The sequence below is a fragment of the Frigoribacterium sp. Leaf44 genome (genome assembly GCF_001421865.1).
Lineage (GTDB): Bacteria > Actinomycetota > Actinomycetes > Actinomycetales > Microbacteriaceae > Frigoribacterium.
The window spans coordinates 385,124-398,871 of the sequence record NZ_LMLG01000006.1 but is presented as its reverse complement, the minus strand read 5'-3'; the positions used below and the strand labels follow the sequence as shown (position 1 = coordinate 398,871).

The following is a 13,748-nucleotide window of genomic DNA, read 5'->3' as shown; positions in this document are numbered from 1 at the left end:
CCCGCCGTTCGACGGGCAGATCAAGCAGGCCGCGCTCGCGCTCGTCTCGCGCGGCGCCCGCATGGTCGAGTACTGGCACTGGCACACGCTGCACTTCGGCGTCGAGACCTACTGGGGCGGCGTGCTGCCGCACAGCCAGCGTCCCGGTCGCATCCACCGCGAGGTCGCGGCCCTGGGCGCGACGCTCAAGGCGGTCGGCGGCGCGGTCGACGGCCTCGAACCCGACGCCGACGTGCTGATGCTCTGGTCGACCGAGACCAAGTGGTCGTTCGAGACCTACCCGCCGCTCGCCCTGCCCGACGGCGGCCCCGACCCCGAGTCGTACCTCCACCTGTTCGACGCGCACTACCGCGGGCTCGCCGAGGCGGGCGCGCAGGTGCGCATCCAGCACGTGGCGCAGTTCCTCGCCGCCGACCCGGCCGAGTCGGCCGCGACGCACCCCGTGCTCGTCGTGCCGGCGCTCTACGTGGTCGACGACGCGACCCTCGCCGCGCTCACCGCCTACGCCGAGGCCGGCGGCCACCTCGTGATCGGCATCCGCACGGCCTACGGCGACGAGCTCGCCCGGGCACGCCGCGACCCGGCGCCCGCCCGCCTCTCGGGCCCCGCGGGCGTCTGGTACGAGGAGTACACGAACCTCGACGCCCCCCTCGCCGTCCACGTCGCGGACGCCGGCGCGGCCGAGCGCACCGACGACACGACCGCCGGAGGCGCGGGCGCGGTCCCCGACGCCGCCACCGACCCGGCGTCGCCGGCCGACGCACCCTTCGTCCTCGAGCCGGGCTCGGCCGGCACCCGCTGGGCCGACGTCCTGCACGTCGAGGACGCCACCGTCGTGCTGCGGGCCGCGCCGACCGAGATCGGGGCCGACGCGATGCTGACGACCCGCGCCTCCGGAGCCGGACGCGTCAGCTACGTCGCGACGGTGCCCAACCCCGAGCTCTCGCGCTCGATCGCCCGGTGGCTCGTGCCGGCCACGGCGGCGAGCGCGTGGGCGGCGACCGAGACGGTCACCGTCACCACCGGTTCACGGGCCGGAGCCCCCGGGCTCGCGTTCGTGTCGAACTGGTCGGCCCACGAGGGAACGGTCACCACGCCCTCCGCGGTGCGCGACCTCGAGACCCGGGAGGTCGTCGCCGCCGGCACCACCCTGACCCTCGCCCCGCGCGCGGCCCACGTCTACGAGCTCGTCGACGCCGACGCCTCGTAGGCGCCCCGACCCGTCCGACCCGACCCGCACGACGTCCCCCGCCGCACCCGACCCGCACGACGTCCCCCGCACCACCCCACCCCACCGACCCGCACCACGTCCCCCGCACCACCCGATCCCCCGCACCACCCGATCCCCCGCACCACTCCCCCACCCCCTCGAGGAAGAACCACCATGAAGAGAAAGACCACAGCAAAGGCGCTCGTGTCACTCGCCGTCGTGTCGGCGTTCGTGCTGACCGGCTGCGCCCCGTCCGGCGGAGGCGCGGGTGGCGGTGGCGACACCGCGCCCGTCTCGCAGGCCGACATCGACAAGGCCATGGACACCGACACGACCCTCACCTTCTGGACCTGGGTGCCCGACGTCCAGAAGGAGGTCGACCTGTTCGAGGCGAAGTACCCGAAGATCAAGGTCGACGTCGTCAACGTGGGCACCGGCACCGCGCAGTACCCGAAGCTGCGGACGGCCCTCAAGGCCGGCAAGGGCGCACCCGACGTCGCCCAGATCGAGTACCAGTACATCCCGTCGTTCCGTCAGACCGGCAGCCTCGTCGACCTGACCCCCTACGGAGGCGCGGACCTCGAGTCGAAGTACGTCCCGTGGGTCTGGAACCAGGTCGCGGACGACACCGGCGTCTGGTCGGTGCCGCAGGACTCGGGCCCGCTCGGCAACCTCTACCGCTCGGACATCTACGAGCAGGCGGGGCTGACGAAGGCCCCCGAGACCTGGGCCGACTTCGCGACCGACGCGCAGACGATCAAGGACAAGACCGACTCGTACATCTCGAACCTGCCCGGCAACGACCCCGGCCAGATCGTCGGGCTGTTCTGGCAGGCCGGCGCCAAGCCGTTCTCGTACGACGGCGACAAGACCGTCGGCATCGACCTCGACTCGACCGAGACGCAGAAGGTCGTCACGTTCTGGCAGGACCTGATCGACAAGGACCTCGTCTCGACCGACGCCGACTTCAACGACGCCTGGTACCAGGGCTTCTCGTCGGGCAAGTACGCCAGCTGGCAGACCGCCGCCTGGGGACCCGTCTTCCTGCAGGGCACGGCCGCGAACACGAGCGGCAAGTGGACCGCCGCGAAGATCCCGCAGTGGAAGGCCGGTGAGGACGTCTCGGGCAACTGGGGCGGATCGAGCGACGCCGTCATCACGGGCACGCAGAACCCGATCGCCGCGGCCGAGTTCAGCAAGTTCCTGAACAGCGACCCCGAGTCGACCCTCGCCTTCGCCAACGAACAGTTCCTGTTCCCGACGACGACCGACACCCTGTCGAGCAGCGACTTCACCGACACCGCCTCGGACTTCTACGGCGGCCAGAAGGTCAACGAGCTCTTCGCCGGCGTCTCGGACACGGTCAGCACCGACTTCCAGTGGCTGCCGTTCATGGACTACGTCTACTCGAGCTTCAACGACACGCTCGGCAAGGCGATCGCCGACCACTCCGACCTCTCCGCCGCCCTCACGGCGTGGCAGGACGACGTCACCGCCTACGCGAAGCAGCAGGGCTTCACCGTCAAGTAGCGCTCACGGGGGTGCCGCCCGCCCTCGGGCGGCACCCCTCGGCCCGGCAAGGAGCCCCATGTCCACCTCCGTCACCCCTCGTCGAGACGCGACCCGCGCCTCCTCGTCCCGTCAGCCCGCCACCCCGCGGCGCACGAGCTCGCTGCACCGACCGCAGCTCGTCGCGGCCTGGGCGCTGGCGATCCCGTTCCTGGTCGTCTTCGCGGCGATGTTCCTCGTGCCGCTCGGCTACGCGGGCTACCTGAGCACCTTCACCTCGCAGCTCGTCGGCGGGCAGGTCTTCTCGGGCCTCGCCAACTACAGCCGCGCGCTGAACGACCCGAGCTTCTGGGCCGGCCTCGGCCGGGTCGCCCTGTTCCTCTTCGTGCAGGTGCCGATCATGCTCGTGATCGCCCTCTTCGTCGCGCTCGCGCTCGACACCGGCCGGGTGGCCGGCAGCAAGTTCGTCCGCCTCGCGATCTTCGTGCCCTACGCCGTGCCCGGCGTCGTGGCGACGCTGATGTGGGGCTACCTCTACGGGCGCGAGTCCGGCCTGATCGCCCAGGTGATCAGCGGCGTCGGGCTCACCCCGCCCGACCTGCTGTCGCCCCAGAACGTGCTCGGCAGCACGATGAACATCGTCAGTTGGGAGTTCATCGGCTACAACATGATCGTGCTGTACGCCGCGCTGCGCAGCGTGCCGACCGAGATGTACGAGGCCGCCGAGATCGACGGCGCCGGGCCGTGGCGGGTGGCGTGGAGCATCAAGATCCCGGCGATCCGCTCGGCGATCCTGCTGACCGTGATCTTCTCGGTGATCGGGTCGTTCCAGCTCTTCAACGAACCCAACCTGCTCTACAGCATCGCGCCCAACGCCATCGGCTCGGACTTCACCCCGAACCTCTACGCGTACAACGTCGCGTTCAAGAACCAGGACGTCAACTACGCCGCGGCCATCGCGTTCCTGCTCGGGTTCCTCATCATGATCATCAGCTACGTGGTGCAGCTCGCCACCTCACGCAAGGAGCGACTGTCGTGACGATCGCACCCGCCCCCGTCGACACCGCCGGGGCCACGTCGGTCGACCGCCCCGTCCGCCGCCTCGAGAGCTCAGGAGGCGCGGGTCGGCGCCGCCCGCGACGTCGCGTCGAGCGCTCGAAGCGGAAGACGCCGATCCTCACCGTGATCCTCTGGATCACGCTGGCGTACTTCCTGCTGCCGCTGATCTGGCTGGCGATCCAGGCGACCAAGACCAACGGCGACATCTTCTCGACGTTCGGCCTGGCCTTCGGCCGCACCTTCGCCCTGGGCGACAACCTGGCGCAGCTGTTCACGTTCCAGGACGGCATCTTCGTGCAATGGATGGGCAACACCGTGCTCTACGCCGTGGTCAGCTCGGTCGGTGCCGCGGTGCTCGCCACGATGTGCGGCTACTCGCTGGCCAAGTACGTCTTCAAGGGCAAGTCGTTCGTCTTCGGGCTGATCCTCGGGGCGGTGATGGTGCCGCTGACGGCGCTGGCGATCCCGACCTACCTGCTCTTCAGCGCGGCGAACCTGGTCGACACCCCCTGGGCGATCATCCTGCCGTCGCTGGTCAGCCCGTTCGGCGTCTACCTGATGCGCGTCTACGCGAGCGAGGCGGTCGACGACAGCCTGCTCGAGGCGGCCCGCATCGACGGGGCCGGCGAGCTGCGGATCTTCCTGACGATCGCGTCGCGGCTGCTCGCGCCGGGCATCGTCACGGTGCTGCTGTTCGCGCTGGTCTCGACCTGGAACAACTACTTCCTGCCGCTGATCATGCTGAACGACCCGTCACTCTTCCCGGCGACGGTCGGCCTGGCGCAGTGGCAGCAGGCGGCCACCGGCGGCGGCGGCGCCCAGGTGCTCTTCTCGACCGTGCTGACCGGGTCGTTCGTGTCGATCCTGCCGCTGGTCGTGGCGTTCCTGTTCCTGCAGCGCTTCTGGCAGTCCGGCCTGAGCGCGGGCGGCGTCAAGGGGTAGGCGGCTCGACTCCCGCCCGACCCCCGGTTCACGGTGGGGGTCGGCGCGGGTGGGCCGTGGCCGTGGCAGCGGCGGCCCGGGAGGCGGTGGTGACGTTGAGAGGTCACCACCGCCTCCGTTCGTGCGTGAGACCCCGGGAAGTCGCCGAGACCCCTCGGCGCGCGCGAGGGTCTCGGCGACTTCGTGGGGTCTCGGCGTCAGAGGCGCGCGTGCAGGTCGGTGACGCGGGCCCGGATGTCGTCGCGGACGAGGCGCATGCGCTCCATGCCCTCGACGCCGCGCTCGGAGGGTTCGTCGGTGACCCAGGTCTCGAACCGGGTGCCGGGGACCTCGTCGACCCGCGCCTCCTGCCCGAGGACGACGACGACGTCGGCGTCGCGCACCATCTGCTCGGTGAGGGCCTTGGGGTGCTCGTCGCCGAGGTCGATGCCGAGCTCGGCGAGCGACTCGACCGACTGCGCGTTCAGGACGGTGCCGGGCGTCGTGCCGGCCGACACGACCGTCACCTCGTCGCCGGCGAGGTCACGCATCAGCCCCGCGGCCATCTGCGACTTGCCCCCGTTCTTCTGGCAGACGAACAGGACGGAGGCGCGGGTCGGGGTCATGCGCACACCGTACCGGCCCCGGGTGGCCGGGCCCCGTGCCGTCGAGACGGGGCGCCCGCCGATCCGTCGGAGGTCCCGTGTCAGGTTCGCCGGTTCCGCGACACTCCTCTAGTGAAGGGGGTGGACGTGGATCACGACACGGAAGGCGACGACGAACTCGTCAGACGCACGGTCGGGGGTGACCAACGGGCGCTGTCGGCCTTGTTCGACCGGCACGCCACGACGGTGACCCGCTACGCGTGGGCGCTGGCCGGCACCCGGATGGACGTCGAGGAGATCGTGCAGGACACGTTCGTCACCCTCTGGAAGAAGGTCGACCAGATCGACCTGCCCGAGGACTCGCTGCTGCCCTGGCTGTTGGTCGTCTGCCGCAACCACGCCGCGAACCTGCGCCGCAAGCAGGCCCGCGCCGCCACCGACGAGCTGCCCGACGACCTCGTCGCCCCGGACCACGGCGAGGAGGCGCGTGACCGGCTGCGGTGGGTCCGCGACGAGATCGACGCCCTCGGCCCGGTCGACCGGCAGATCGTCGAGCTCTGCCTGATCGAGGGGCGCCCCTACGGCGAGGCCGCCGCCCAGGTCGGCCTGAGCATCGGCGCCGTCACCCAACGCGTGTCGCGCACCCGATCGCGACTGAAGAAGAAGGCGGTGATGAACGATGAACTCTGAGCCCCCCACCGGAGACGAGCTGAACAGCATGCTCGTCACGATGAAGCAGAACGTCCTCGAACGCACCACGGCATCCCCGCGCCGCAAGCGCAACCGCACCCTCGGCCTCGGCCTGGGGCTGGCCGCCCTGCTGGCGATCGGCGGTGGCTCGGGAGCCCTGGCGCTCGGCATGCTGCCCTCGCCGTTCCGGGCCGCGGCACCGGCCACCCCGACGAGCACGCCCACTCCGACGCCGACCGTCACGCGGACGGCGACGCCGCGGCCGACGCCGACGGTGGCGCCGGTGGTCGCACCGGTACCGTCGGCGCCGATCGACTGCGCGACGCTGGCGAGCGGCGTGCGGATGGAATTGTTCATCCCGGCGCCGCTCCAGGGCCGGGTCGACCTGCTGATGCCGACGGACGCGAGCCTGTCCGAGTACGGCGTGCTGGGCTGCGAGTGGGGATCGACCGAGCAGCCGTACTCCCGCGTGGACCTCTCGGTGGCGAGCGGACGCGAGGCCGGACTCACCGCCGTCGACGGCCTCGTGGCCGGTGGTGCCCAGCGGACCGGAGCCGGTGACGCCTCGGCCATGACCTGCACCGAGCAGGGTTGCCAGGCGACCGTCGTGTCGGGCACCTGGTGGGTCGAGTTCAGGACGTCGGACGTCGACGCGACGTCCGGGACCGTGTCGGTCGAGACGCGCGCCGCGAACACCACCGCCGCTCTGACGAGCCTGGTGTCGCGCCTCGACGGTCTCTCGCCGGCCCCCTCGTGGACCCGACCGGACTCGTCGTGGGCGCAGGTCGACGACTGTGCGGCGCTGACACCGGCCGTACCCCTGGGCGAGATCGTGGGCGCCCCTCGACTCGAGGGCCCGCGAGAGCTGCAGAACGAGTACCCGAGCGGCATCGTCCTCGCCGCCGACCGCACGCTGCAGTGCTACTGGGCCTCGCCCTCCGTCGAGGGCGCGTCGATCTCGGAGATCGGCGACGTCACCGCGACGCTCTCGGCCGGCAGCGGTTGGGCCGTCGACGCGGTGGACTCGATGTCGCAGCTCGAGCGGTCGCCGGTCACGGTGGCGGGTGCCGAGAAGGCGGAGTACGTCTGCATCCACGACGAGGGCAGCAGCTGCTACGTCAACGTGCTGACCGACGGCTCGTGGCTGCAGGTCAGGGCGGGCAACACCTACGAGGCCGACCTGCAGGGCAAGCTCGTCGCGGCCGCGGAGGCGATCGTCGCGACGCGTCCCGCGAGCTGACCCGCGCCTCCTGCGCTGCCGTGACCGAGGCACGCGACCGCAGGAGGCGCGGGTCGGCCGACGCAGGACGGCCGGACCCCGGGAAGTCGCCGAGACCCCGGCTCGCGCCCCGGGGTCTCGGCGGGTCCCTGGGGTCTCGGCGGGGGCCGACCCGTCAGGCGTCCACGCGGTCGCGGGCCCGGCCGCGCACGGCGAGGATCGTGCCGCCGATCAGGGCCGAGACGAGCGAGCCGACGAGGACGCCGACCTTGACCACGTCGTCCTGCTCGCTGCCGGTGCCGTAGGCGAGCTCGCCGACGAGCAGCGACACGGTGAACCCGATGCCGGCCACGAACGACAGCCCGAGCACGTCGCCCCAGCGCAGGCTCGGGTCGAGACGGATGCCCGGCAGGCGGGTCACGAGCAGCGACGCCCCGGTGATGCCGATCGACTTGCCGAGGACGAGTGCCACGACGATGCCGATCGCGACGCTGTCGCCCAGCGACTCGACCAGCCCGCCGAACCCGCCGACGGTGACACCGGCCGAGAAGAAGGCGAAGATCGGCACGGCGACGCCCGACGAGACCGGGCTCCAGCGCTCGGCGAAGTGGTGGGTCAGGGGGTGCCGCACCTCGTGGCCGTCGGGACCGACGTGCGTGACGCCGGCCCGGGCGGTCGCCACCGCGGGCACGAGCAGGCCGAGCAGCACCCCGGCGATCGTGGCGTGCACCCCCGACGCGTGCACCAGCGCCCAGGCGACGACGCCCAGCGGGATCAGCAGCCACCACGCCCGCACGCCCCGCCGGACGAGCACGGCGAACGCGGCGAGCGGCAGCAACGCCAGCAGCAGGGGGACGAAGGCGATGCCCGCCGTGTAGAACACCGCGATGATCGTGATCGCGATCAGGTCGTCGACCACGGCGAGGGTCAACAGGAAGGTGCGCAGGGCCGGGGGCAGCCGCTTGCCGACGACGGCGATCACGGCGACGGCGAACGCGATGTCGGTCGCGGCGGGGATCGCCCAGCCCTGGAGCGCGTCGGGCCCGGCGCCGAGGTTGACCAGCGTGAAGAGCAGCGCCGGCAGCGCGACCCCGCCGACCGCCGCGGCGATGGGCAGCACGGCCACGCGGGGGTCGCGCAACGAGCCGGCGATGAACTCCTGCTTGAGCTCGAGCCCGACCACGAAGAAGAAGATCGCGAGCAGGCCGTCCGCCGCCCAGGTGCCGACGCTCAGGTGCAGGTGCAAGGCCTCGGGACCGAACGACACGTCGCGCACGGCCGAGTAGAACGAGCCGGCCGGGCTGTTCGCCAGGACGAGCGCGAGCACGGTCGCGGCGAGCAGCAGCAGGCCGCCGGTCGTGTCGCGGCTGAGGAAGCGCGAGAGCCGTGCGGCCCGGCCGTCGGCGTGGGGCGCGTGGGCGGGGGCGGGCGGAGCGGCCGTCGGGTCGGCGGCGGAGGCGGCCGGAGTCGGGGCGGCCGGAGTCGGGGCGGCCGGAGTGGGATCGGCGGGCGTGCGGTCGGTCAAGGTCGTCGTCCTTCGGGAGCGTCGGTGAGCAGGGCGGGGCGTCCGCTCGACCCGTCGACGACGAGGAGCGGTGCTAGGCCACGGGCGGCGGACACCCGGCGATCTCGCCGTGGGCGTTGCTGCCCCACAGGCTCATCCAGCCGTTCGTGCCGCAGGTGCGCTTCGTCAGCACGAGCCGCTTCGGGAACGCCTGCTGCGCCGTGCGCGCCCGGCGCGGGGCGCGGGGCAGGCAGGCGGGTGACGACATGCCCACCAGGGTACCGCCGGGGTCCGTGAGCGGGCCGACCCGCGCCTCCTGCGCTCCGCGGGCCGAACACACCGCCGACCGGACGTCGCACCGCGTGTTTCGGCGGTGCGACGTCCGGTCGGCGGTGCGACAGGTCGGGTCAGGAGGCGCGGCGACGGTCAGGAGGCGCGGCGCACGTTCTCGACGAAACCCGCGGCCCGCACGCGCAGGCTCGCGATGCGCTCGAGCCGGGCCGCCTCGACGTCGAACCCGAGGTAGGCCTCGGGCGGTGCGACGTGCACGTTGTCCGAGCACTCGAACCCACCGCAGACGAGCGTGCCCACGGTGTCGCCGTTGCGGCCGGCCGCGCCGGCACGCTTGGCGGCGTAGAACAGCACGTCGGCCGGCAGCCTGACGTCCTGGCACCACGTGCACTGGGCGCGGTGACGGGGCGACGCCTCGGCCTGGCGCAGCACGACGCCGGCGACCGCGGGGCCCGGCTCTCCGTCCGCGTCGAGGGTCGGCACGACGACGTAGGCCCGGCGGGCGAGCTTGGGGTCACGCCAGCCGAGGTACTCGAGGTCGGTCCAGTCGAGGTCGGCGAACCCGAGGGCAGGGTGAGGTCGGTGGCTTCCTTGCGGCTCGCGTTGACGAACGAGGCGCGGACGGTCTTCTCGGTCAGGGGGATCATGTGGTTCTCCGGTCGTGGGGCCCGGGGCGGCGGCAGCGTCGGCGGGCACGAGCGGTCGGCGACCGCCCGGCTGCCCGCCGTCGACGCGTCGGCCGACCCGGGTGTTCTCGTGGGACCGTGCCGGGGCTCCAGCCCACGCGGCACGGGTGCGCGGTCGAACCTCGACGGTCGATCCGCTGCGGAGACGCGACTACCTGCAGACGGCGCACGCGGCGCCGACGACCCCCTCACGCCCGGTGGGCGTCGCAGGTGCGGACGGGATGATCACCGGGCCACCCTACGGCGGTGAGCCGCCCTCAGCAACGGGGCCGCGCCTCCTGCGATCGGGGTCGAACCACCGGTGCGCCGTCGAACCATGCAGATGCGCGGTTCGACGGCGCATCGACGGTTCGACCCGGAGCGCTTCGCCGGTTCCGGAGGCGCGGGTCGCGTCCTCGAGGCCGGTGGCGGCCCCGAGGCACCACGAACTGGACGTCGCACCGCCGAAATCGGCGGTGCGACGTCCAGTCGGCGGTGCGACGTACGGGGTCAGCCCGCGTGACGCCCGTGGTGGTCGGGGTCGCTGCCGTCGGGGACGGCGTCCACGGGGGCGGTCGGGTCGACGTGCGAGACGTGCCCGTCACCCGAACCCGAGCCCGAGCCGGTGCCCGAGCCCGAGCCCGCGGCGTCGCCGGCCGAGGCGTGAGGCCGCGACCGCTCGAGGGAGGCGCCCTCGACGTCGACGTCGGGCAGGATGCGGTCGAGCCACTTCGGCAGCCACCACGCGGCGTCGCCGAGCAGGTGCATCACGGCCGGGATCAGCAGCAGGCGCACGACGAACGCGTCGACCAGCACGCCCAGGGCGAGGCCCAGGCCGATGGACTGGATCATCACCGAGTTCGAGAACACGAAGCCCGAGAAGACCGCCGTCATGATCAGCGCCGCGGCCGTGACCACCGTGCGACCGGCGTGCACGCCGCGCTGCACGGCCAGGCGGGCCGGCGAACCGTGGGCGTAGGCCTCGCGCATGCCGCTGACCAGGAACAGTTGGTAGTCCATCGCGAGCCCGAACAGCACGCCGACCATCAGGATCGGCAGGAAGCTCAGGATCGGCCCCGGGTCGTGCACCCCGAAGACCGGGCCGAGCCAGCCCCACTGGAACACCGCGGTGACGCCGCCGAACGCGGCGAACAGCGACAGCACGAACCCGATGGTGGCGGTGATCGGCACGAGGATCGACCGGAACACGAAGATCAGGATGATCAACGACAGCCCGACGACGACGAGCAGGTAGAGCGGCAGGGCTCCGGCCAGCTTCTCGCTGACGTCGATGTTGCCCGAGGCGTTGCCGGCCACGCCGAGCGACGACACGTCGTCGATGTCGAGGCCGCGCAGGTCGCGCACGAGTTGCTCGGTCGACTCGGCGGTCGGACCGCCCTTCGGCACGACCTGGAACGCCAGCAGGGTGTCGTCGCCCGAGGCGCCGATGGGGGCGACCGCGGCGACGTCGTCCTGGTCCTTGAGGATCGTGCCGATGCGCACCTGCTCGGAGACCAGGTCGTCGTCCGAGATCGCGGTCGGCAGGTCGGCGACGACGACCAGGGGGCCGTTGACGCCGGCGCCGAACTTCTCGTCGATCAGCTTGTACGCCTTGTAGGCGCTCGAGTCGACCGGCTCGGACGACCCGGCGGGCAGGCCGAGGCGCATCGAGAGCGCGGGGATCGCGACGATCAGCAGCACGGCGACGCCGGCCACGAGGGTCAGCACGGCACGCGTGGTGCTCATCGGCTTGGTCGGCACCCGGACGGCCCCGGTGTTGCCGACGGCCTTCCGAGCCTTCTTGGTGAGGATGCGCAGGCCGACGAGGCGGAGCAGCGCCGGGGTGAGGGTGATGGCGATCAGGATCGCCACGAACACGCAGACCGCGCCGACGGTGCCCATCAGGCCGAGGAACGGGATGCCGGTGAGGTTGAGCGCGAGCAGGGCGATCAGCACGGTCGAGCCGGCGAAGACGACCGCGTTGCCCGAGGTGCCGTTGGCCAGGCCGATCGACTCGTGCAGCGGCACCCCTTCTTTCAGCTGGGTGCGGTGCCGGTTGAGGATGAACAGCGAGTAGTCGATGCCGACCGCGAGGCCGAGCATCACACCCAGCACGGGCGTGACCGACAGCATCTCGACGGCGCCCGAGAGCGACAGCGAGGCGAGCACGCCGACGCCGACGCCGATCAAGGCGTTGATCAGTGGCAGGCCGGCACCGATCAGGGTGCCGAGCATGACGAACAGCACGATGGCGGCGATGACGACGCCGGCCACCTCGCCCGGGCCGAGGATCTCGGGGATGCTGGCCGCGATGTCGTTCGACACCTCGACCTCGACGCCGTCGATGTCGGCGTCGTTCATCGCCTCGACGACGGCCTCTTTGTTCTCGCTGGTGACGAGGTTGAGGGCCTTGTCGAACTGGATGCTGGCCACGGCCGTGGTGCCGTCGGTCGACACCTGGCGGATGCCGTCGGTCAGTTCGAGCAGCGAGGCGCCCTGCTCGAGCGTGGTGCTCTGCGTCTCGAGCTCGGTCTTGCTCGCGTCGAGGGTGGACTGCTGCGTGGCGATCTGCTGCGTGCCCGCGTCGAGCTGCGCCTGCTGGGCCTCGAGCTGCGGCGTGGCGGCGGCGAGGGCGGCCCCACCGGCGGCCTGCGCCTGGGCCTTGGCGGCGTCGAGCTGCTGCTGACCGGCGGTGATCTGGGCCTTCGCGGCGTCGATCTGGGCCTGACCCGAGGTGATCTGGGCCTCGCCCGCGGTGATCTGCGCGCGGCCGTCCGTGATCTTCTGGGCCTGGTCGTCGATCTGTTGCTGGGTCGCGAAGGGATCGGTGGTGCCCTTGACGTCGTCCAGGTCCTTCGCGTCGGTCAGCAGGGCCGCGATGTCGGACTTCTGCTGGTCGGTGAAGGCCGAGTCGTCGGTGGTCGTGAAGACCACCGTGCCGGTGCCGCCGCTCGCCTGGGGGAACTTCTCGGCGAGTTCGTCGCTGACCTTCTGGGTCGCCGTGCCGGGGATGCTGACGGCGGTGGTCAGCGTGCCGCCGAACAGCGCGAAGGCGCCTCCGGCGAGGCCGAGCACGACCAGCCAGGCCACGATGACGAGCCAGGCCCGCCGGGCCGAGAACCGGCCGAGTCGATAGAGCAGGGATGCCATGGGTGTCTGTTCCTCCAGGGATGGTGCGGGGTGATGCGGGTTGCGGGGGTGGGCCTCACGTCGCGTCGTCGAGAAGGAGGTGCGGGTCGGCCGGGGACGCCGGCCGACGGGTCAGGGGGTGGTCGCGTCGGGCGCCGTCGAGGCGGCGGCGGCAGGGGTGGCCACCGGCGGCGGCCCGTAGCCGGTGCGGACGCTCGTCGTCATCCGGTCGAGCAGGTCGGCCCAGACGTCGCGGCTGTCGGCGTCGACGACCGCACCGGTCCGCGTGATCCAGTGCCGGGCGACGACGGCGATGCCGTTCATCAGCGAACTGACCAGCACCTCGGCCTCGAGCGGGTCGGTCGCGGGGCTGCGCTCGGCCATCTCGATCGAGAGCTGCTCGGTGACGCGGGTGAAGACGTCCTGGATCAGGCTGTGCGACCGCGGGTCGCTGCCGTCGTCGCCGAGGACGCCCCAGAGGTACGAGACGACGGCCGGCAGGTCGATGCCCTGCATGGCTTGGATGATCTCGGCGAACAAGGAGGCACGACTGCCGTCACCGACGGGCGTCGCGGCGGTCGCGGCCCGGAACTCGTCGACGGCGCCGGTGAGCACGCGGGCGCAGGCCGTCATGACGACCTCGTCGAGCGACGAGAAATGGTTGAAGACCGTGCGGCGCGAGACGTCGGCTCGCTCGGCGAGCTCGTCGACGCTGAACCGCGGCGCCCCACGCTCGGCGATGAGCGCGTCCGCGGCGTCGACGATGGCCTGACGGTGCTTCGCCTTGAGGGCGGCACGGCGGTCGGGCACCAGGGTCTTGACGGTCACCTGCCTACACTAAGTGCAGCGACGCACTCGGTGCACCCGGAGCGGCTGAGGAGTCGCTGGGACTTGCGCGGCCGGGACGCGGCCTCCGTACCCCACGGCGCCGCGCCTCCTCGTCCTG

At 72.0% G+C, this 13,748-nt stretch carries 12 protein-coding genes; 6 read left to right on the top strand and 6 right to left on the bottom strand.

Annotation, left to right across the window (positions count from 1 at the left end; all coding sequences use genetic code 11):
• The 4 genes from ASE87_RS16745 to ASE87_RS10385 form a co-directional block, all read left to right on the top strand.
• Positions 1-1,210, top strand: a 1,210-nt coding sequence (locus ASE87_RS16745) for a beta-galactosidase trimerization domain-containing protein (protein WP_235472270.1), incomplete at its 5' end; no start/stop codon positions are given.
• A gap of 174 nt (positions 1,211-1,384) precedes the next feature.
• A complete protein-coding gene (locus tag ASE87_RS10395) occupies positions 1,385-2,740 on the top strand; it encodes an ABC transporter substrate-binding protein (RefSeq protein ID WP_056228318.1) in 1,356 nt (451 codons plus the stop codon).
• Between the two features lie 58 nt (positions 2,741-2,798).
• Entirely contained in the window at positions 2,799-3,758 is a 960-nt protein-coding gene (locus ASE87_RS10390; RefSeq protein ID WP_056228315.1) for a carbohydrate ABC transporter permease, read from the top strand.
• A gap of 2 nt (positions 3,759-3,760) precedes the next feature.
• The gene (locus ASE87_RS10385) at positions 3,761-4,720 is read left to right on the top strand and encodes a carbohydrate ABC transporter permease (protein ID WP_056229510.1); all 960 of its coding nucleotides are present in this window, start codon (positions 3,761-3,763) and stop codon (positions 4,718-4,720) included.
• A gap of 197 nt (positions 4,721-4,917) precedes the next feature.
• Here ASE87_RS10385 and ASE87_RS10380 read toward each other — a convergent pair whose 3' ends face one another.
• On the bottom strand, positions 4,918-5,325 hold the full coding sequence (locus tag ASE87_RS10380; protein WP_056229507.1) for a low molecular weight phosphatase family protein: 408 nt from the start codon (positions 5,323-5,325) through the stop codon (positions 4,918-4,920).
• A gap of 126 nt (positions 5,326-5,451) precedes the next feature.
• On the opposite strand from ASE87_RS10380, the gene ASE87_RS10375 reads away from it, so the two are divergent.
• Positions 5,452-5,994: an RNA polymerase sigma factor gene (locus ASE87_RS10375; protein WP_082059790.1), complete on the top strand. Its 543-nt coding sequence runs from the start codon at positions 5,452-5,454 to the stop codon at positions 5,992-5,994.
• Complete coding sequence (locus tag ASE87_RS10370) at positions 5,984-7,234, top strand: hypothetical protein (protein ID WP_157489817.1); 1,251 nt, start codon at positions 5,984-5,986, stop codon at positions 7,232-7,234. Before ASE87_RS10375 ends, ASE87_RS10370 begins: the two co-directional genes overlap by 11 nt.
• Positions 7,235-7,388: 154 nt before the next feature.
• Here the strand turns inward: ASE87_RS10370 and nhaA are convergent, their stop codons facing one another.
• From nhaA to ASE87_RS10345, 5 genes are all read right to left on the bottom strand, one after another.
• Positions 7,389-8,738 (bottom strand): Na+/H+ antiporter NhaA, encoded by a 1,350-nt coding sequence (gene nhaA, locus ASE87_RS10365; protein ID WP_082452550.1) that lies wholly within the window; start codon positions 8,736-8,738, stop codon positions 7,389-7,391.
• Between the two features lie 73 nt (positions 8,739-8,811).
• Positions 8,812-8,985, bottom strand: a complete 174-nt coding sequence (locus ASE87_RS10360) for a hypothetical protein (protein ID WP_156155516.1) — start codon at positions 8,983-8,985, stop codon at positions 8,812-8,814.
• 158 nt (positions 8,986-9,143) lie between these two features.
• Entirely contained in the window at positions 9,144-9,704 is a 561-nt protein-coding gene (locus ASE87_RS10355; RefSeq protein ID WP_369814006.1) for an FBP domain-containing protein, read from the bottom strand.
• A gap of 479 nt (positions 9,705-10,183) precedes the next feature.
• The gene (locus tag ASE87_RS10350; protein WP_056228310.1) at positions 10,184-12,823 is read right to left on the bottom strand and encodes an MMPL family transporter; all 2,640 of its coding nucleotides are present in this window, start codon (positions 12,821-12,823) and stop codon (positions 10,184-10,186) included.
• Positions 12,824-12,934: 111 nt separating this feature from the next.
• Positions 12,935-13,630 (bottom strand): TetR/AcrR family transcriptional regulator, encoded by a 696-nt coding sequence (locus tag ASE87_RS10345; RefSeq protein WP_056228307.1) that lies wholly within the window; start codon positions 13,628-13,630, stop codon positions 12,935-12,937.
• Positions 13,631-13,748 lie beyond the last annotated feature (118 nt).